Annotated in this window: 18 protein-coding genes and 7 tRNA genes; 17 read left to right on the top strand and 8 right to left on the bottom strand. The window is 43.6% G+C overall.

Annotated features, from left to right (window positions below):
* Complete coding sequence (locus tag MD535_RS05915) at nucleotides 1-438, top strand: ATP-dependent zinc protease family protein (RefSeq protein ID WP_265673956.1); 438 nt, start codon at nucleotides 1-3, stop codon at nucleotides 436-438.
* A gap of 290 nt (nucleotides 439-728) precedes the next feature.
* Here the strand turns inward: MD535_RS05915 and MD535_RS05910 are convergent, their stop codons facing one another.
* Complete coding sequence (locus MD535_RS05910; RefSeq protein WP_265673955.1) at nucleotides 729-1,097, bottom strand: DUF413 domain-containing protein; 369 nt, start codon at nucleotides 1,095-1,097, stop codon at nucleotides 729-731.
* Between the two features lie 251 nt (nucleotides 1,098-1,348).
* Here MD535_RS05910 and MD535_RS05905 point away from each other — a divergent pair, with 251 nt between their 5' ends.
* The gene (locus MD535_RS05905) at nucleotides 1,349-2,236 is read left to right on the top strand and encodes a LysR family transcriptional regulator (RefSeq protein WP_265673954.1); all 888 of its coding nucleotides are present in this window, start codon (nucleotides 1,349-1,351) and stop codon (nucleotides 2,234-2,236) included.
* 129 nt (nucleotides 2,237-2,365) lie between these two features.
* Here MD535_RS05905 and MD535_RS05900 read toward each other — a convergent pair whose 3' ends face one another.
* Nucleotides 2,366-3,748 (bottom strand): MATE family efflux transporter, encoded by a 1,383-nt coding sequence (locus MD535_RS05900; RefSeq protein ID WP_390902898.1) that lies wholly within the window; start codon nucleotides 3,746-3,748, stop codon nucleotides 2,366-2,368.
* A gap of 73 nt (nucleotides 3,749-3,821) precedes the next feature.
* Here MD535_RS05900 and MD535_RS05895 point away from each other — a divergent pair, with 73 nt between their 5' ends.
* Nucleotides 3,822-4,715 (top strand): helix-turn-helix domain-containing protein, encoded by an 894-nt coding sequence (locus MD535_RS05895; protein ID WP_265673953.1) that lies wholly within the window; start codon nucleotides 3,822-3,824, stop codon nucleotides 4,713-4,715.
* A gap of 29 nt (nucleotides 4,716-4,744) precedes the next feature.
* Here the strand turns inward: MD535_RS05895 and trxC are convergent, their stop codons facing one another.
* Nucleotides 4,745-5,173 carry a thioredoxin TrxC gene (gene trxC / locus MD535_RS05890; RefSeq protein WP_265673952.1) on the bottom strand — a complete coding sequence of 143 codons (429 nt, stop codon included), beginning with the start codon at nucleotides 5,171-5,173 and terminating at the stop codon, nucleotides 4,745-4,747.
* Nucleotides 5,174-5,441: 268 nt separating this feature from the next.
* Here trxC and MD535_RS05885 point away from each other — a divergent pair, with 268 nt between their 5' ends.
* Nucleotides 5,442-6,734 (top strand): DEAD/DEAH box helicase, encoded by a 1,293-nt coding sequence (locus MD535_RS05885; protein WP_265673951.1) that lies wholly within the window; start codon nucleotides 5,442-5,444, stop codon nucleotides 6,732-6,734.
* A gap of 36 nt (nucleotides 6,735-6,770) precedes the next feature.
* Here the strand turns inward: MD535_RS05885 and MD535_RS05880 are convergent, their stop codons facing one another.
* The 3 genes from MD535_RS05880 to MD535_RS05870 all read right to left on the bottom strand — a co-directional run bounded on the left by MD535_RS05880 (nucleotide 6,771) and on the right by MD535_RS05870 (nucleotide 8,842).
* A complete protein-coding gene (locus MD535_RS05880) occupies nucleotides 6,771-7,091 on the bottom strand; it encodes a c-type cytochrome (RefSeq protein ID WP_265673950.1) in 321 nt (106 codons plus the stop codon).
* Nucleotides 7,092-7,308: 217 nt separating this feature from the next.
* Nucleotides 7,309-8,313: a low-specificity L-threonine aldolase gene (ltaE, locus tag MD535_RS05875; protein ID WP_265673949.1), complete on the bottom strand. Its 1,005-nt coding sequence runs from the start codon at nucleotides 8,311-8,313 to the stop codon at nucleotides 7,309-7,311.
* Nucleotides 8,314-8,323: 10 nt separating this feature from the next.
* A complete protein-coding gene (locus MD535_RS05870) occupies nucleotides 8,324-8,842 on the bottom strand; it encodes an NUDIX hydrolase (RefSeq protein WP_265673948.1) in 519 nt (172 codons plus the stop codon).
* A gap of 271 nt (nucleotides 8,843-9,113) precedes the next feature.
* Here MD535_RS05870 and MD535_RS05865 point away from each other — a divergent pair, with 271 nt between their 5' ends.
* The 10 genes from MD535_RS05865 to MD535_RS05820 all read left to right on the top strand — a co-directional run bounded on the left by MD535_RS05865 (nucleotide 9,114) and on the right by MD535_RS05820 (nucleotide 15,093).
* A complete protein-coding gene (locus MD535_RS05865) occupies nucleotides 9,114-10,607 on the top strand; it encodes a VWA domain-containing protein (protein ID WP_265673947.1) in 1,494 nt (497 codons plus the stop codon).
* A 193-nt stretch (nucleotides 10,608-10,800) separates the two neighbouring features.
* On the top strand, nucleotides 10,801-12,462 hold the full coding sequence (locus MD535_RS05860; protein WP_265673946.1) for an ATPase RavA domain-containing protein: 1,662 nt from the start codon (nucleotides 10,801-10,803) through the stop codon (nucleotides 12,460-12,462).
* Nucleotides 12,463-12,495: 33 nt separating this feature from the next.
* Complete coding sequence (viaA, locus tag MD535_RS05855; protein WP_265673945.1) at nucleotides 12,496-13,941, top strand: ATPase RavA stimulator ViaA; 1,446 nt, start codon at nucleotides 12,496-12,498, stop codon at nucleotides 13,939-13,941.
* A gap of 212 nt (nucleotides 13,942-14,153) precedes the next feature.
* Nucleotides 14,154-14,227: transfer RNA gene (locus tag MD535_RS05850), tRNA-Cys, on the top strand.
* A gap of 29 nt (nucleotides 14,228-14,256) precedes the next feature.
* Nucleotides 14,257-14,332: transfer RNA gene (locus MD535_RS05845), tRNA-Gly, on the top strand.
* A 94-nt stretch (nucleotides 14,333-14,426) separates the two neighbouring features.
* A tRNA-Leu gene (locus tag MD535_RS05840) sits at nucleotides 14,427-14,513 on the top strand.
* Between the two features lie 66 nt (nucleotides 14,514-14,579).
* Nucleotides 14,580-14,653, top strand: a tRNA-Cys gene (locus tag MD535_RS05835).
* A 29-nt stretch (nucleotides 14,654-14,682) separates the two neighbouring features.
* A tRNA-Gly gene (locus MD535_RS05830) sits at nucleotides 14,683-14,758 on the top strand.
* Nucleotides 14,759-14,851: 93 nt separating this feature from the next.
* A tRNA-Leu gene (locus MD535_RS05825) sits at nucleotides 14,852-14,938 on the top strand.
* 81 nt (nucleotides 14,939-15,019) lie between these two features.
* Nucleotides 15,020-15,093: transfer RNA gene (locus tag MD535_RS05820), tRNA-Cys, on the top strand.
* Nucleotides 15,094-15,484: 391 nt separating this feature from the next.
* On the opposite strand, the gene MD535_RS05815 is transcribed toward MD535_RS05820, so the two are convergent.
* Entirely contained in the window at nucleotides 15,485-15,730 is a 246-nt protein-coding gene (locus MD535_RS05815) for a YgjV family protein (protein WP_265673944.1), read from the bottom strand.
* Nucleotides 15,731-16,040: 310 nt separating this feature from the next.
* Nucleotides 16,041-16,358 (bottom strand): DUF496 family protein, encoded by a 318-nt coding sequence (locus MD535_RS05810; RefSeq protein WP_265673943.1) that lies wholly within the window; start codon nucleotides 16,356-16,358, stop codon nucleotides 16,041-16,043.
* Nucleotides 16,359-16,548: 190 nt separating this feature from the next.
* On the opposite strand from MD535_RS05810, the gene MD535_RS05805 reads away from it, so the two are divergent.
* The 3 genes from MD535_RS05805 to MD535_RS05795 all read left to right on the top strand — a co-directional run bounded on the left by MD535_RS05805 (nucleotide 16,549) and on the right by MD535_RS05795 (nucleotide 17,993).
* Nucleotides 16,549-16,782 (top strand): hypothetical protein, encoded by a 234-nt coding sequence (locus MD535_RS05805; RefSeq protein WP_265673942.1) that lies wholly within the window; start codon nucleotides 16,549-16,551, stop codon nucleotides 16,780-16,782.
* 36 nt (nucleotides 16,783-16,818) lie between these two features.
* Nucleotides 16,819-17,481: a YceH family protein gene (locus tag MD535_RS05800; protein ID WP_265673941.1), complete on the top strand. Its 663-nt coding sequence runs from the start codon at nucleotides 16,819-16,821 to the stop codon at nucleotides 17,479-17,481.
* 230 nt (nucleotides 17,482-17,711) lie between these two features.
* Nucleotides 17,712-17,993: a GIY-YIG nuclease family protein gene (locus MD535_RS05795; RefSeq protein ID WP_265673940.1), complete on the top strand. Its 282-nt coding sequence runs from the start codon at nucleotides 17,712-17,714 to the stop codon at nucleotides 17,991-17,993.
* Nucleotides 17,994-18,042: the final 49 nt, after the last annotated feature.

Raw genomic sequence — 18,042 nt, 5'->3', positions numbered from 1 at the left:
ATGCCAAACACATATAACGATAGAATGATCATTGGTAACTTAGAGCTGTGTAGTCTTCCTGAATTTGGGATCACTGATCTAGAAGTTCGCATAGATACTGGCGCTAAAACGTCGTCTCTGCACGTTGATAACCTCACTCGTGTTAAACGTGAGGGGCGTTTGTATGTACAGTATGATTTGCACCCAGATATTTATCATCTAGAGCAAATTGTACATTGCGAATCTTTGGTTATCGACTCACGACGCATTAAGTCGTCTAATGGTGACACAGAGCAGCGTTGCGTTATTCAAACCCTATTTCGCTTGGGCGATAGAGAGTGGCCGATTGAGGTGACGTTAACCAATCGTCAAGATATGTCTTATATGATGTTGTTAGGGCGTGAAGCGATGATAGACAAAGTGTATGTCGATCCAGGCAAAGCGTTTTTGATTGACTAACGTTTTCTGCGTTGACGTATACATTGTTGGTTTTTAGCTTGAAACCGTAATGTCCTCGCTTCTTTCCTCTTTTAGTATGCTTAACATATTTTATGTTGAACTATGCTAAAAGGGGAGCATCAAGACCGCCAGTAGGCGGTTTTTTCGTAATTGAGCGCCATAGAAGTATAGAAGTATAGAAATATAGAGGCATAAAACATGTTGCCATCGTCGGTAATAAAACACGCGACATAAAAAAAGTAGAGCATTTAAACGCTCTACTTTGACTAGGAGGAAGGGGATGAAACGCGTTAAGCTGGCTCTAATTCGTTATCGCTTTCCATATCGTAGTCGTAATCTTTTGATGCTTCACGATATTTTGATTTACTATTGAGTGTATGGAACGCTTTTCGACCACGAGCGAGTCTTACATACTTAAGCCAAGTGTGCTCAAGTTTACTTTTAGCTTTACTTGGATTATCGATGACTTTTAGGAAGTGCTTTTCATCAACGTTTTCAGGCGAAATGGCACCTAGCTCTAGCGCTAACATGGTTTCACCAAAAGTTACCAAGATGTCTTCTTCTAGAAGCGTAAAATCACCGGACTTAGCAAATCCACGAGGGAATTTGGCGGCATCATAAAAACGTTTTTTACCGTGGCGAAATTGAGTATCAGTCATAGCGTTCTCAATGAAAAATAGAGTGTATAGCAATGTGGTTAATCGGATCTGTTGTTGAACCTAAAGGTTGAGTAGCAACAAATTCGGTGTTATTTCAACGCTGAAAATAGAGCGAAACCGATAAGAAAGGAAGTGAATTGTTTTTGTCGAAATCATAAAAACTATTTATGATTTGGTGGGCGTTAATCGGTAGAATGATGGACGAATTATTAAAGAAGCTCAGTGAGTTAGACACTGTTTGAGAGTGGGTTATGGATGTAAAAGTATTTCAAACTTTCCTTGAAGTCGCAAAGGAAAAGCACTTTGGACGCGCGTCTGAGAACTTGTATATTACCCAAGCCGCGGTGAGTGCTAGGATCAAGCAATTAGAAGAGCATTTTGATACGCGCTTGTTTACGCGGCATAGAAATAACATCCAACTGACCTCCGCCGGAGAGCGTTTAGTAGGGTATGCTGAAATTATGGTGTCGACCCTAAAACAAGCGACATTTGACTTGTCGTTAGAGAGTAATAAAGCGCTTCAGTTGACGATTGGTGGCACACCCAACATATGGGATGCCTATCTACAAAATTGTTTGAGTGTCGTGACGGATTCATTAAGTGGCTATGGCTTTGTTGCTGAGTCGTTGGGGCGAGAGCAATTAAATCGTAAGCTGTTAGAGCGAACTTTAGATCTAGCGTTCTCGTTTGACCCTTTTAAACTTGAAGAATTTAAGAGTCATCAGATTGCGGAACTGCCCTTAGTGCTGGTTTCAACACAGCCTCATCTTCTAGAGGAAGTGTTTAATGATAAGTACGTCTATGTGGACTGGGGAACGCAATTTAGTTTTGAGCACGCAGAGCGCCATCCTAACATTCCAGCACCTTATTTAAGGACTTCGACTGGACGCATTGCATTGGATTTTATCTTAGAGAAAGGTGGCTGTGCTTATTTGCCGTTAATGCTAGTAGAGCCATTTATCGAGTCTGAACAGTTGTATGTTGTGTCGGATTCGGAAGCATGGTCGCGCCCTCTATTTGTCAGTTATCGTAAAAACAGCACGGCGATTGAGGCCATTTTACAAGTGGAAAGCCTAATCAATACCATTGAGCCGTCGCCGTCGTTTTTAATGCAACAAGCAAGTGACTCACCAGAGTAGATTGGTCATATAAATGGGCTGTCATTGGTGAATAAAAATACCCGCTCGTTTAAGCGGGTATTTTTTTGTTAGTCTAAAAGCAATTTATTCTATGAAGATAGTAATCGTTATGGCAATTAATGGGCGCGCTTATGCCGCTGCCAGCGTTAGGTTGTTCATCCAGTGACGTTTAAGGTAGCGATGGAAGCATAAACCTAACTTCACCACTTCCTCCATAAGCATACACGCATAAACGACTGGAAACTCAAAGCCAAAGATAAAGGCGCCAATGGCAGTGAGCGGCAATCCTACCGTCCACATAGAGATAAAATCCATACGTAAGCAGAACTGGTTATCTCCGCCGGCTCTTAAGATGCCATTAATGATGATCAAATTAAGCATACGGAGCCAGATGGCGCAGCACATGATTACCATTACAGGGGAAGCGAGCGGATAGAGTGCTTCATCTGTCAGGTTTAACCATCCTAGAATAGTATCCCGGCTAGTCAGTAATAAGCCTCCCACCACAATGCCGAAAACAAACACGGCTTTAATGAAGAATTTTGACATACTAAACGCATGTTCAAACTCGTCTCTGCCTAAAGATTGGCCAAGCAAAATTGAGCAAGCCACAGAAATACCAAAAAACAGTGAATAGCAAAGGGATTCGAACGGCCCAATCATACTAAAGACGGCAAGTTCAGTCGTACCCATATGACCAAAAATGACTTGATACATGAGTGTGCCCATTGCCCATAGCACGGCATTAATTGTTGTCGGAACCGCCAGTTTCTTATACGACGCCCATAAACGAGTATGGGAGTCGAGTTGTTTCACCTGTAGTAACCAATGTTGGCGATAGTGAAGGCAACCCCAGATTAATGCCACTTGTAATAAGCGCGAAATTGACGTCGCGAGTGCTGCGCCAGCGACACCCATAGCAGGCACACCAAATCCGCCTTTAATAAGCCAGAAATTCAAAGCAATGTTGACGATAATCGTCACGCCACCAAGCATTAAAGGCGTGACAGCGTCACCAGATGAGCGCATGGCAGATTCGGCAACAATCACCACGTGAGTAAGGATTAATACCGGAAAGGCATACCATAAGTAGGTCGAACCTAATTCAATCACTGCCGTATCGCTGGTTTGCAGCATCATAATAAAGCTTGAAAAGACGGTAATCACCAGCGTGACAGGGATGAGAAGTTTGGCACCCACAATCATCGAAAGCTGTGTTATTGTCTTTGCAGAGCGTTTGTCGTTACGTCCCCAATATTGAGCAACAAGGACACCGTTCGCAGAGGCCATTCCAGCCATAATCATAATTGCAACGAAGTGCCATTTAGAGGCAATACCAACGGCAGCTGTCGCTTCATGACCAAAATCGCTGACCATCAGCACGTCAGCCATTGCTAAAATCGCAACCAGTGCGCTTTGAATAGCCACAGGAAAACCAAGCTTCACGACAGTGGCAAGCATTTGGTTTTGAGTAGCATTCTTAGATGACATAGAGTGAGTGCGAGTGGTCATAGCTGCTCCTTAAACAGTGTGATTAGCATCGAGAATTTTGTGTGTAATATAAGGAAAACAATCGAGTATCGCCATGTTCAAAAATAAACAAAACCTGTGCAAATCAATCATTGAGCAATTTTGCGTCAAATCAACTTGGGAAGATGAAGTTTATTTATCGAACGAGTGTGAAGAACGTTTTTTGTCAGAAAGTGATATTCCCGAGTTTAAGTCGGAAGATATTTTTATGGCCGGCATGGCGAATCTAGTTGACGGCTACCATGTCGAACGTCGGGGAGTCGATGTGCATACGTTACTGTTTACCATCGAGGGTGGCGGTGTATTAACGACACAAACATCGGTAGAAGGCATCGAGCCATACTCTATTGTCGTGTTACCTGCACATCAGCCGTATCGTTTTGAACTTAATCCACAATACAAGCATTGGCGTATGATTTGGTTTTTGCCTAAAGAGACGGAACGTTGGCTACCTGTAGCGAATTTGGGGCAAAAAGTACTGCCGTTTCACGATTGTGAGCGTATGTGGGCGCTAATGACATTGCTTTACCACGACATTGGTCACCGTGCGAGTTATCGTAAACTCTTGGTTAGTGAAGTATGTCGTTTGATCACGGGTTTTGAAACGCAGACTTCAGATTCAACCGTTCGTGTACAAGCATTATTTAACTTAATTGAAAGCCAACTGCATTTACCGTGGACTGTACAAGCGATGGCAGAGCGTACATTCTTGAGTGAAGTGCAGCTGGGACGAATCTGCAAACAACTCTATGGAGTGTCGCCGAGAAGTCGGTTGATTAATTTAAGGATGGACAAAGCGTGCGACTTGCTCCGCAATAATGACTGGACCATTGGCATGATTGCGGAGCGGTTAGGGTATAAGGACCCCTTTAATTTCACCCATCGTTTCTCTAAACATGTGGGGTGTTCGCCCACGGATTTTAGAAAAAGAGTCATCAATAATGCTTAACGTAATATCGATGGCAATAGGGTGTGATACTAAATAAATTGCTTCAGCCACTGATCAAACTGGGACTTAGGTAATGCGCCGCTTAACTGCTCTACTTTTTGACCATTCTTAAAGACCATGATGGTTGGAATGCTGCGAATTTGATAGCGAGCAGCGAGTTGCTGTTGCGCTTCTGTATCTATTTTAACGAATCTGACATTGCCGCTGTGTTCCGACGCGGTTTGTTCAAACACCGGAGCGAATCCAACACACGGGTTACACCATGGGGCCCAGAAGTCAACGATGATCGGTTGGTTGCTGTTGAGCAGGGTGTCAAAGTTATCGGCCGTCCCTTCAATTGGGGCGCCATCGAGCAGTGGACTTTTGCATCGGCCACAGTTAGGGGATTCGACAATACGTTCTGAGGGGATGCGGTTAACGCCCTTACAAGAAGGACAACGTGTATTAACGGTAGACATGAGCTTTCCTAATGATGTTTTTTATGTGCCATGGCGGTTTAACACTAACGAATCACAATAGAACAATACGATTTAGTGAGAAATAACCACCGTGTCCTTTTGATAATAAGAATATCGAAGACAAAACGACTTCACAACTAGTCTTCACAACGAGCTTTCAGAATTAACGTCAGCATGAAAAACTATCAAGACAAGAGTGATGCTAAGTAGGGTTCTGATAGACTTTCTGTTACACTCGCGTCCCTTTATTTTTCTTGTTGGCGAATTTATGTCAGACACTACCCAATCTTCGACCCAAACCGTAGAGTCGAGCTTTGCTCAGTTTTCACTTAGTGAAATAATTAACAATAACTTAGACAGCTTAGGATACCGTTCGCCAACGCCAATTCAAGCACAAGCCATTCCCCATGTTTTAGCCGGTAAAGATGTGTTAGCGGGGGCGCAAACCGGAACCGGAAAAACGGCAGCATTTGGTGTCCCAGTGATTCAACAATTAATGGATAAGTCAGCGACGCCAAGATGCGCGCACAACGCGATACGCTCGCTTATTCTGACACCAACTCGTGAGCTAGCGCAGCAAGTCTTTGACAACCTAGTCCCATTAGCACAAGAAACCGGTATCAAAATTGTTGTCGCGTATGGCGGGACCAGCATGGGGGTGCAAACAAAGAACTTAAAAGGTGGTGCCGATATACTCGTCGCGACACCGGGCCGTTTGCTTGATCATCAACATGTTCGCAATATCACGTTAGCCGAGTGCGAATACCTGGTCCTAGACGAAGCCGATAGAATGCTTGATATGGGTTTTATGCCTGATCTAAATCGCATTCTTAGACGCTTACCAAAGGCGCGTCAGACCTTGATGTTTTCCGCCACATTTGAACAACGAATCAAAGCGTTGGCGCATCGAATCATGTCTACTCCGGTTGAAGTGCAAGTCACACCAGAAAATACGACCGCTGATACCGTGACACAAATGGTGTACCCGGTAGATAAAAGCCGCAAACATGAACTGTTAGCGTATTTAATTGGTTCAAAAAACTGGCAGCAAGTATTGGTGTTTACCAAAACCAAACAAGGTAGTGATGCGTTAGCAAAAGAGCTAAAATTGGATGGAATTAAAGCGGCGTCAATTAATGGTGATAAGAGCCAAGGCGCACGCCAGAAAGCGTTAGATGACTTTAAGTCTGGGCAAGTGAGAGCGCTTATTGCAACCGATGTCGCAGCGCGTGGACTTGATATTCAACAGTTAGCGCAAGTGGTTAACTTTGATTTACCATACAAAGCGGAAGACTATATACACCGTATTGGTCGAACGGGCCGTGCTGGGCAAACCGGCTTGGCTGTGTCACTGATGAGCCATGATGAGCAATACTTGCTAGAAGCCATCGAAAGGCTACTGGATACTCGCCTACCACAAGAATGGTTAGCAGGGTTTGAACCAAAGCCACTGAGTGAAATTGAAAGCGACAAACCAATCAAAGGGCGCAGCCGCTCTTCAGATAAGCGTCGCATGAAGGCGAAAATGAAAATCCACGCCAATCGCGGTAAAAAGCGTTAGTTATACTTTATCGTTAATTGTACTTTATCGTTTATTCTAGTTTGCACGAGTAGCATAGAAGGCGGCCACATCTCTTAGGTCGTCTTCGTTTAGGTTTTGTAATTGCACCTTCATCATGTCAGACAAGGCTCCGCTTCTCTCACCCAATTTATACGCCTTCATCGCATTAAATAAATACAATGGATCTTGCCCATTTAGGTTGGGGTAGTGAGCTTGTGTCGGCGTGCCATTTGGATTATGGCAAAACACACAGCTCGGGGATTTTTGCTCACCTAAATTGGCATCACCAAACCCACTCGCCGTGACAGTAAAACTCACTAAATACGTCGAAAAAACAATAGCAAAAAGACGAAGCATAAGTATCCGATAGAACGATGAACAAGACGTGTAGTGTAAACCTTTCCCTTAGGGGAGGATCAAGGGGTTTTTGATGGTTTGTTAGACTCAATCAATAAACACGAAGTGATTCAGAAAGGCACGCTAGGTTGGTGATAAAACGGTAACCTTGATAGGGATACCGTTTTGTTACTCCGCAACAAAAGATTTGTCGTAAAGCGAAATATTACTGGGTGAGTTACAACGTCTTCTTCAGTGCTTGGATAAATACATCAATCTCTTCAGACGAAACATCTTTATGTGTGACAAAGCGAATAGGGTTGCCGGGGGTGATGGTTATGCCATCTTTTGCTAGTTGTTGAGCGATGGCATCAATATCAACCGACTCATCAAGCTTGGCAAAGACAATATTCGTTTCTACGAAGTCTGCGTTGACACTAAAACCATCAAGTGCATTCAATTCATTCGCCAATTTTTTTGCGTTAGCGTGATCAATTTTTAATTGGCCAACTTGTTCTGTAAGCGCAAGCTTTCCTGCCGCTGCAAGTATACCGGCTTGGCGCATGCCACCACCTACCATTTTGCGCAGTCGTCTGGCTCTCTCAATGAAAGCACGATCACCGAGTAACAGTGAACCAATTGGGGCTGCGAGTCCTTTGGAAAGACAAATGGTCATTGAATCAAAGTGTTTGGCAATCTCTTTGACATCGATATCAAGCGCCGCTGCTGCGTTGTAAACGCGAGCGCCGTCAAGGTGCAGTTTTAAGCCGTGTTCATCAACGAATTGCCTTGCTTGCGCCAAGTAAGACATGGGTAGAACTTTACCGTTAATGGTGTTTTCTAAGCTTAATAGGGTGGTTCGCGCAAAGTGACTATCGTCCGGTTTTATCGCGGCTTTTAGTTTTTGGAAATCCAACGTCCCATCAGGATTGTTTTCAATCGGCTGTGGCTGAATTGATCCAAGCACAGCTGCACCGCCAGCTTCGTATTTGTAGTTATGAGCTTGCTGACCACACAGGTATTCGTCACCACGTTGGCAGTGTGCCATTAATCCAAGTAAGTTCGCTTGTGTGCCAGAGGTGGTAAACAAAGCCGCTTCAAACCCATGACGCTCTGCAGCCCACAATTCTAGGGCATTGACTGTCGGATCATCTCCGTAGACGTCATCACCTACAGGGGCATTTGCCATCGCGTCACGCATCGCTTGCGTGGGTTGTGTAACGGTATCTGAACGAAAATCCATTGAAACTCTCCTAAATATATCCACATAGCGTGGCTTTACTTAAACACGCTATCGTTTTGGCGTCAGTGATGCAACCATCAATTATCTTCTGTTGCAGTTGTTTAAGTGACATTGTCACCACTTCGATAATCTCATCATCATCGCAAGTATGAGAATGATTTGGGGTAAGCCGTTTGGCGATGAACAGGTGTTGTATTTCATCGCAAAATCCGGCGAGTGGCGTGACTTGCCCAAGAGTGTGCATCTCACTTGCTTGTAATCCGGTTTCTTCAATGAGTTCGCGATGTGCACAGGTTATTGCATCTTCGCCTGTTTCAATCGTCCCTGCGGGGATTTCGAGTAACCATTTTTTTAAAGAAGGTCGATATTGGTTGATCAGCACTATGTCACCGTTTTCGGTGAGGGGGAGAATAATCGCAGCACCCGGATGCTTAATCGTGGTGTGGGTCACGGTCTTCGAGTTAGGCAGCGTGATGTCTTCTTCGACCAAGGAAATAGACTTCCATTGGTGAATAATGCGGTTTGCCATAAGTTCATCCATTGAAGCTCTGTGTTTTACAACGTTATCGGTTATCTGCTTTGTTAGTGCGAGTGAGCAGACTTGTCATGTTGTATTTAGAGCAGTAGTAAGCGTAAATGTAATATGAGCACAACACGGCAAGAAAGTCGATGGGTGGAAAGGTCAACGTTGTGTCATTATCAGATCGAAAATGGAAACTAGGGTTACCTGTCTGTCTCGTTGTTAAAAAACTCTGTATATCAGGAAGTCTGTGATTTTATGACGTTTTAATAGGTGTTGCATGCTTGGAGCAGATAGTCTCAATTTAGCGATGATGGTCGCTGAATCCGGAATCATTGATTCTGCGGTACAGGATATTGTTCAACAAACCGACCTGCTCGCAATGGGGAGTGATGAAGGGGTTAAACAGAGCTTCACTGCTTCAATGGCCAAGTGGACAAAGAGCGTCAAGCGTAAACTCATTAAAGACAATGGAACGGATGAATTACAAGCTGAGCTGACGCTCTATCAACATGTCGTGTATTTGTCCGAACGAGAGTTTCATGAAGAACTAACCCACGTGGTTTCACAAATTCCTCAGCAGTCGCCATTTTATGAAAACGCGCAGCGACTATCATCAAATCCCCATTCATTACCTGAGTCTCTATTTGCTCGTCAGTTTTGTAAATACTGGTACGAAAGCCTGGTTTCGGCGGTTGAGCATAAACAGCGTGAAACACTTGACGAGCAAAAATCGAAGTATCTTAAACAGCTGTATCAGAAAATAGAAACAATAAAGGATATGGAGAATCTCCATAAAGAAGGCAGTGGCCACACATTGGGTCGTTTATGGGATTTAGCGGGCTCAGAATTAACGAAACAGGATTGGAAACACATTGAGCGAGCCGCCGAGTACCTTGAAAAAAATGCCGAGTTGAAAAAAATTGCTGATCAGCTTGGGCGGATGGCACAAGACGTTGATGCGCCTGAGCTCAATAAAGCCGAATACGTTGATAATATTGTTGTTGAGGAGAAATGTGATTTCGCAACCGATGACATTGTCGGTATACATGAAAGTAATGACATTAACAAAATGCTACCTAATGAAGCCATGTATTTGGCGGACCCTGCATTGGAAACGGTATTCTATCAACATCTTGTCGAAAAACGTCTTCTGACATATAAAGCGCAAGGCAAGCAGCGAACCATAAGACAATGGCAAACACCCACGCAGGTTAATGGCCATGCCGATAAAGAGCAAGGGCCTATGGTTATCGCGGTTGACGCTTCCGGCTCGATGCATGGCGCTCCTGAAAAGTCAGCCAAAGCGATGGCATACTCATTAATGAAAATGGCCTCTGAACAAAAGCGCGAATGCCATGTAATTCTATTTTCATCGACCTTTATTACCTATGACTTAACCGCAGTAAATGGCTTGAAAGAGGCATCTGATTTTCTTTCTTATCGTTTTAAAGGTGGGACTGATTTAAGTAAAGTATTGCGCTATGCCGTTGACGTGATGCAGGGGGATCAATACAAAAATGCAGATCTTCTCGTTATTTCGGATTTTATTACCCCAAAACAAGACAGTGAAACAATAACAAAGGTCTTGTCTCTTAAAGGTAAATACAATCGCTTTCACTCTTTATGCCTATCGAAATATGGCAACCCCGATGTACTGGATTTATTTGATAATCAGTGGCGCTATCACCCAAGCTTAGTGGGGCAGTTTATTAAGAACACTTCATTGAAGCTTCATCGAGAAACGCCAAGGTTCGCAAGTACCACAGGGTGACCTCTCATACTTTAGGCTAAGAGTTGAACCGCTATAGCCGTGCAGTAGCCCCTAAAGTATCGTTAAATCAATCGGATAGGTTTACGCCTAATGTGATGTGTAACATTAGACGTGAATGAAAAATCTTGTAACATAATGTCAACAAATGTATAAATTTACTTATGCATTCTAATTTGTGCTCAGAGGTATAGGCATGATCAAACCCACTATCGTTTCCCATGCTGACAGAGCGTTAAGGTCAGAGAGAATTACCAAGCTAGCTGCAGCGTTGTCTGACGGCGTTTACGAGCGAGAAGAAACCATTAAATTGTGTCTGCTTGCCGCTTTAGCTGGGGAGAGTGTTTTCTTACTTGGGCCTCCAGGTATCGCAAAAAGTCTGATTGCTAAACGTCTTATTCAAGCATTCGATAACAGCAGTTATTTTGAATATCTAATGACGCGCTTTTCGACGCCAGAAGAAGTATTTGGTCCATTAAGTATTCAAGAGCTTAAGGATAACGGTCGCTATTTGCGTCTGACTAAAGGCTATTTACCAACGGCCCAAGTCGTATTTTTAGATGAAATTTGGAAAGCGGGGCCTGCGATTCTTAATACACTGCTTACGGTCGTTAATGAAAAAACATTCAAAAATGGCAGTGATATTGAACGCGTACCTATGCGCCTGTTGGTTTCGGCATCGAATGAATTGCCAGATGAAGACAGCGGTTTGGATGCCTTATATGACCGCATGTTGGTACGCATCTTTGTCAACCGCATACAAAACAAGCAAAACTTCAAATCAATGTTAACTGTGGGAACGCCGCAAGAGGCTAAGATTCCGGATGGGCTGGCCATTACGGATGAAGAATACCACCAGTGGCAGCAAGATCTTGAAACGGTAGAACTCAGTGATGATGTTTTTGAGAAGCTATATCAGCTAAAGCAGTTGCTAGAAACGGCATCAGATGAAAATAAATCGCGCTTATCTGAGTCGGATCTGTATGTGTCGGATAGACGATGGAAGAAGGCCGTTAAACTGTTAAAAGCGAGCGCGTTTTTTAATGGTCGAGACAGCGTTAACCCGCTAGATCTATTGCTGCTACAAGACTGTTTGTGGAATAGCCCTGAGTCACGAGAAATTGTAAACAATGTGGTGCAAGACTTTGCCTTAAATTACGCGTTTGATCAGCAAGAAGTGTTTCAACAAATTGAAGACGGTAAAGAGAAGCTAGCCGAACTGCAAGAAGAGATTGAAGCTGAATATGCGATGCCACTTTCAATGGAGAGCACAACAGGTTTACTAAGAAAAGATGTGTACCAATATGACACTAGCATAGCCAAATCCTACAAAGTGGGGCCGGCAACAGATTTGGTCAAATTGGTATTGCTTCGCAGTAACTTGTCGGTATCTGAAAGTGAAAAAGGCGACAGTCGCTGGGTGTACATCCCTCGTGATGAACTAAACCGGACGATTAAGGAAGGTGGCGGGGATGTGTATGGTTATGTGAACCAGAATACTCATTTATGTCGCTTAAAAATCGATTTGGATGCCGCTAATAATTTGGTGATAAAGGATATTGCCAATCGCTCTGTGTTAACAACGTTGGTGACGAAGTCGGGTATTGATGAGGACTTACATCTAGAGTGGGAAACGCAAGCTCAGCAAGTTTTAGCGCAACTTCATCATGCGGAGCATCATTTGCGCTCAGTCCGTTCTAAGTTCCATGGTGCGTTGCCGCATAATTTCATTGATCCTATGATCCCAACGGAAATGGAAGTAAGTCTTCAAACGGTGACAAAAACGCTAGAGAGTACCAGTTCAGAAAGTGAAAAAGTCATACAGAGAGTGAAAGGGTTACGATCATTTTTTGAGTAAATCGGTCACCACATACTAGAACAGGGAGTGGGCATGTTAGGAGCAGATGGATTAAATTTAGCGTTAATGATTGCTGACTCTGGCATCGTTGACAGCGCCGTTAATGATTTAATGGCTCGCTCCCAAGTTGCCGCGTTGACAGAAAATCGCGGTGTAAGACGTTCTGTAAAAGGGCACTTGTTGAAATGGCGAGGCTCCGTAAAAAAGCGAATGACCAGAGTTTGTGAAACGGAGCGCTTTCAACATGAACTCGCTTTGTACCAAGAAGTGATTCATTGGGACGAGGCTACGTTTTTCACCCAAATTAATGACGTTGTCAAAAAACTCGAGTGGCACTCAGCGTTTTATCTTCAAGCGCGACGTTTACTTGATAAAAATAATCAACACCATAATCCGATGTTTCCGCGCTATTTTTGTGACCTTTGGTACAAGAGCCTCGCAGATGCCATTAAACAAGCAGAATTGTCTGAGCTAGAAGCGAGTAAAGAGAAGTTTTTGACTGATCTCTATCAGCGTATGGAAACCATGAAGAATATGGATACCGTTGCGGAGCAGGGGGACGAGACCGCTGTTGGTCGCTTGTGGGATATGGCCGCGGCCAAGCTAACTAAAACTGACCTTAAGGTCATGTACAACCATGCTGAGTTTTTGAAAAAGAATAAGGGCTTGCAAGACATTGCTGAACAGCTTGGTCGGATGGCAAATGACCAAGATGACCCTGACCTAAATAAGTCGCCAACGGAAGCGCCAGAAATGGTTGAAGAGTTAAGTGATGAAGCGACGGACGACATTGTGGGCATTCATGAGTCCGATGACCTGAATAAATTACTGCCCAATGAAACTATGTTTCTTGCCTACCCAGAACTTGAAGTGGTCTTTTATAAACATTTGGCTGACAAACGGTTGATGAATTATAAGACTCAGGGTAAAACAAGGACGTTAAAAAAGGTTCGCACTACGCAACCAGACAACAGCCAAATTGAGGTAGATAAAGGCCCGTTTATTGTTTGTGTAGACGCATCAGGCTCAATGAGCGGCTTCCCAGAGCAGTGTGCAAAGGCAATGGCTTATGCATTGATGCAAATCGCTTTAGCCGAGTCCAGAGAGTGTTACGTTATTTTGTTTTCAACCCAACACATCACGTACGAGCTAACTAAACAAGATGGGCTGCGTGAAGCTGCAGATTTCTTAAGTTATTCCTTTCATGGCGGAACGGACTTAGAGCCAGTGTTAACGCAGTCAATCGATCTGATGTTATCGGATACCTACAAAAATGCAGACTTGGTCGTCATCTCTGATTTTATCGCGCCAGAGCAGTCACAAGAGCTAGTGGGTAAAATTAACGAGCTTAAAAACAACAAAAATCGTTTCCATGCGATTAATTTATCCAAGTACGGCAATCCGTCTCTGATGAATATGTTTGATCACTGTTGGTCTTATCACCCTAATCTTGTGGGTCGTCTCATGAAAAAGTGGTGACGGAATTTCTATCTAAATAGAACGGCTCATCGAGTGAGTTTAGGTGAGTTTCTTCGAGTGAATATTATCCATATTGGCGCTTAGCTAAGCGCATTGAACATTTACCAAGCATACAGATGTTTTTTTCCTGTTTTTGTTTGACTAATCCCCCTCAATCCGTAAAGTATGCGTCTCACACGGAGACAGTGTCTCGATAACGTGTTGAAAGTAAAGGCGCCTTGGCAGAGTGGCTATGCAGCGGATTGCAAATCCGTGGACCTCGGTTCGACTCCGGGAGGCGCCTCCATTCTCTTTCTTTGGAAAGAAGAATACATTGCGATACTAGCTCAGTTGGTAGAGCGCAACCTTGCCAAGGTTGAGGTCATCGGTTCGAACCCGATGTATCGCTCCAAATTAAAATCTTATGGCGTAAGCGATAAGACACAGATGGTGTTTAACCACTCTTATTGAAGAGTTCCTGGTTGGCGCATCGCAAAGTATTGCGTGCCCTGGTGGTGGAATTGGTAGACACAAGGGATTTAAAATCCCTCGACGTTCGCGTTGTGCCGGTTCAAGTCCGGCCCGGGGCACCATCAATTAACAAGCTATCTTAAATCGTATTGCCATCATAAGTGATACCTGAGGGATAGTAGCAAAACGGCGCCTTGGCAGAGTGGCTATGCAGCGGATTGCAAATCCGTGGACCTCGGTTCGACTCCGGGAGGCGCCTCCATTCTCTTTCTTTGGAAAGAAGAATACATTGCGATACTAGCTCAGTTGGTAGAGCGCAACCTTGCCAAGGTTGAGGTCATCGGTTCGAACCCGATGTATCGCTCCAAATTAAAATCTTATGGCGTAAGCGATAAGACACAGATGGTGTTTAACCACTCTTATGAAGAGTTCCTGGTTGGCGCATCGCAAAGTATTGCGTGCCCTGGTGGTGGAATTGGTAGACACAAGGGATTTAAAATCCCTCGACGTTCGCGTTGTGCCGGTTCAAGTCCGGCCCGGGGCACCATCTATAATAGGTAGTATTTCTCCAAGTACTATTTACTAAGTATTGCTACCATAGGCAGTACTCAGTTCAGCAATACAATATGGCGCCTTGGCAGAGTGGCTATGCAGCGGATTGCAAATCCGTGGACCTCGGTTCGACTCCGGGAGGCGCCTCCATTTTATCTCTCTCTAAATACCCAATCAAAACTTTTCAGATGCTAGCCGTAAGCAGCATGATATTGCGTATAACCCCTTTACTCATTTGAAACAGGTGTTCTGCAGTAAGCAAACGTTTTGTCTCGTGCCGTGCCGTTGGTTAAAAGACTTGCGCGTTAAAATGGCCACAGTTAGACTGCCTAAAACATTATTGGAGCAACCATGTTTATTGTTTATAAATTGATTAAACTCGCCCTGATTACAGCGGTTTTCTTATCTATCTTTGACTTAATTTCTTACGGTGAAGTGAATTGGTATAGCCGATTACTTGGACTTTGAGCGGTGTAGGGAAATATGGAAGTGGCGTCTATAAACCGAGTAGGTCCATAGACGACGTGACAATAATTGTAAATTAAGCCACAGACTTAACCGATTTTTTTTCTTGCATCATCTTCGCTAAAAAATAGACATTTACGCAGGCGATAAAGCCATTGGTGATGACAACTGGCATTGAGTCGATTGCTAAGCCGTATGCGGTAAACAATGCACAACCAATGAAATTCAGCACTCTTAGTTTAACAATGTCCTTCATTGTTAATGAGATCGCCACCATAATTGATGCTGCGTAGCCGAGAATTTCCACCATATTTGCGTCCATATTTTGCTCCTCTAAATCTTGCCAGATTAACTGGTACCAATTCTTCTCATCTTGAGATTAACGAGGAAGCTCCGTGCCTCGAATGGTGTATGTTGTGTATGGGACAAATACTAACAAGGCTAGAACTGTGATTAAACCCATACTTTCGCTATTGGAGAGGGTTAGCGATTACGCAAACGTTTATTCGAGGTGTTGTTGCTGAGATAACTCAATATGTTGAATTGGAGATGATAGGGGGAATTGAGGCTGCATATGAAACCGCCCACTATGATAGTGGGCGGTTATTGTTGTTAGGTCAGAAATAAGTTAATTATTTCTTGCCTTGAACAAGCTGCTTGTCTTCTTCTGTCAATTCACGGATACGGCGGCTGATGTCGCGACGTGCTTTAGAGATTTCTGCGCTTTTGATGATGTGGTCATCAACACGATCTTCGTAATCCGCTTTCATATTTTTGATGATGGCTAGAATTTCATCTTGTGACATATCTGGTTTAACGTAGTCCAGAAGATTTTCAAGAAGGTCGACACGCTTACGGTTATCACGAACTTTTTTCTCGTTATCTAGCAGTTCACGTTTTAGTTTGTTCTTACGACGTGCTTGAGACACGATTTCGAATACACTACTCATAAAATCCTTTCCTAAATTATTCGTCAAAATCTATCCTGATTAAAACACAACAATCGATTGTAGAACAGTCCTTAGATCAATGCTGAACCATTGTTGATTACAATCTAAGCACTTAGCGAATAACCAATTGAGTTAAAGGGGCAGTTAGCGCTATGATTTCGGTCATTGAGCGATTACAGTGTGATAAGTCATGTTGCCGAGTCCTAAGCAATACCCTAAAGACAGTAGTGAGATTGAAGTGAGTGACGAGTATTCCTCATCGCCAACTGTATGCGAAGATGGCGTTGCACCTAAACTCAAACAAGCCTATATAGACGAACGCGTAAAACTCGAGCTTTCCGAACTAGAACTAAATCGTTCACGTGTTGTGATAATGGATCAGCATGGGCATGTCATTAAGGTGCCATTTTTAGTGGAGCACTGAGCAAAGCACATCAGGCAGAAAGATAAAAGGATTAATATGAGTATTGAACTTTCCCCGTTAGAAGCAAGAGTCATCGGTTGTCTCATTGAAAAAGAGGTGACGACGCCCGATCATTACCCGCTGACGTTAAACAGCCTGACTTCGGCATGTAATCAAAAAAGCAACCGGGAGCCTGTTTTAGCGCTTGGTGAAGCTGAAGTTCAAGATACCTTAGAGGGGTTGATTAATCGCAGGTTAGTGAGCGATGAGAGTGCATTTAATAGTCGCGTATCAAAATACCAACACCGTTTTTGTAACACCGAGTTTGGTGATTTGCAGCTAACACCTCAGGAAAAGGGGATAGTTTGCTGCATGTTACTAAGAGGGGCACAAACGCCGGGTGAACTAAGAACTCGTACGAACCGCTTATGCAATTTTAGTGACGTTAAAGAAGTGGAAGCGACACTTGATGCGATGGCGTCTCGCGAGCACGGTGCGCTTGTGGTTAAGCTTCCACGTGAAGCAGGAAAACGTGAATCACGATATGCTCATTTGCTTAGTGGTGAAGTTGATGTTAATGCTTTAGCTGAGGCATCTGTGGGTGTAGTAATATCGAACACTAACCAGGATAGTCGATTTGAAGCGCTCGAGCTTAAGGTGGAATCGCTAGAGCTAGAGGTAGCGGAACTAAAAGCATTGGTCGAAGGTTTGACTACGTAGTCTAGAAGAGGCGGTTAATAATAGCCGCCATTTCAGTTTTTTCATTAGTGTGTATAAACAACATGCTGATAAGCCAAACTTACAATGCACGCAATACTTAACGTGTTTTATTGACGGCATTTAGTTCCTACGGCTTAGTCTTTTCTCACTCTGAACATTCATATAACGGCGTACTTAATTAGGTTGAGATGACTTTGTCTCTAGTGTGTTTATCAAAAGGGTAACGCGAAATGACAAACAACGATGAATCATGGACCGTCTACTTATTACGGACCAATGAACAAAAGCTCTATTGTGGCATCACTAATAACATTACGCGTCGGTTAAAGCAGCACGAATCCGGAAAGGGTGCAAAAGCACTAAGAGGACGAGGACCTTTGTCTTTGGTTTGGACTCAGTTGGTGAGGGGGAAAAGTGATGCTCTGAAAACCGAGCACGCGATCAAAAAGTTATCCAAAGCCCAAAAAGAGCAGCTGGTGGTTAATTCAGAGCAATTTATCTTAGCGAACTGAGTGCACTTACTGGCTGAAGGTCGGAGTTTTGTATACAATTGTAATAAAA

Source organism: Vibrio qingdaonensis (genome assembly GCF_026191675.1).
Classification (GTDB): Bacteria; Pseudomonadota; Gammaproteobacteria; order Enterobacterales; family Vibrionaceae; genus Vibrio; species Vibrio qingdaonensis.
This window is presented reverse-complemented; position numbering and strand designations above follow the sequence as displayed.

Coding starts and splice junctions, on each gene's coding strand:
- MD535_RS05915 (WP_265673956.1), top strand. CDS start 1: ATGCCAAACACATATAACGATAGAATGATCATTGGTAACTTAGAGCTG.
- MD535_RS05910 (WP_265673955.1), bottom strand. CDS start 1,097: ATGACTGATACTCAATTTCGCCACGGTAAAAAACGTTTTTATGATGCC.
- MD535_RS05905 (WP_265673954.1), top strand. CDS start 1,349: ATGGATGTAAAAGTATTTCAAACTTTCCTTGAAGTCGCAAAGGAAAAG.
- MD535_RS05900 (WP_390902898.1), bottom strand. CDS start 3,748: ATGACCACTCGCACTCACTCTATGTCATCTAAGAATGCTACTCAAAAC.
- MD535_RS05895 (WP_265673953.1), top strand. CDS start 3,822: ATGTTCAAAAATAAACAAAACCTGTGCAAATCAATCATTGAGCAATTT.
- trxC (WP_265673952.1), bottom strand. CDS start 5,173: ATGTCTACCGTTAATACACGTTGTCCTTCTTGTAAGGGCGTTAACCGC.
- MD535_RS05885 (WP_265673951.1), top strand. CDS start 5,442: ATGTCAGACACTACCCAATCTTCGACCCAAACCGTAGAGTCGAGCTTT.
- MD535_RS05880 (WP_265673950.1), bottom strand. CDS start 7,091: ATGCTTCGTCTTTTTGCTATTGTTTTTTCGACGTATTTAGTGAGTTTT.
- ltaE (WP_265673949.1), bottom strand. CDS start 8,313: ATGGATTTTCGTTCAGATACCGTTACACAACCCACGCAAGCGATGCGT.
- MD535_RS05870 (WP_265673948.1), bottom strand. CDS start 8,842: ATGGCAAACCGCATTATTCACCAATGGAAGTCTATTTCCTTGGTCGAA.
- MD535_RS05865 (WP_265673947.1), top strand. CDS start 9,114: ATGCTTGGAGCAGATAGTCTCAATTTAGCGATGATGGTCGCTGAATCC.
- MD535_RS05860 (WP_265673946.1), top strand. CDS start 10,801: ATGATCAAACCCACTATCGTTTCCCATGCTGACAGAGCGTTAAGGTCA.
- viaA (WP_265673945.1), top strand. CDS start 12,496: ATGTTAGGAGCAGATGGATTAAATTTAGCGTTAATGATTGCTGACTCT.
- MD535_RS05815 (WP_265673944.1), bottom strand. CDS start 15,730: ATGGACGCAAATATGGTGGAAATTCTCGGCTACGCAGCATCAATTATG.
- MD535_RS05810 (WP_265673943.1), bottom strand. CDS start 16,358: ATGAGTAGTGTATTCGAAATCGTGTCTCAAGCACGTCGTAAGAACAAA.
- MD535_RS05805 (WP_265673942.1), top strand. CDS start 16,549: ATGTTGCCGAGTCCTAAGCAATACCCTAAAGACAGTAGTGAGATTGAA.
- MD535_RS05800 (WP_265673941.1), top strand. CDS start 16,819: ATGAGTATTGAACTTTCCCCGTTAGAAGCAAGAGTCATCGGTTGTCTC.
- MD535_RS05795 (WP_265673940.1), top strand. CDS start 17,712: ATGACAAACAACGATGAATCATGGACCGTCTACTTATTACGGACCAAT.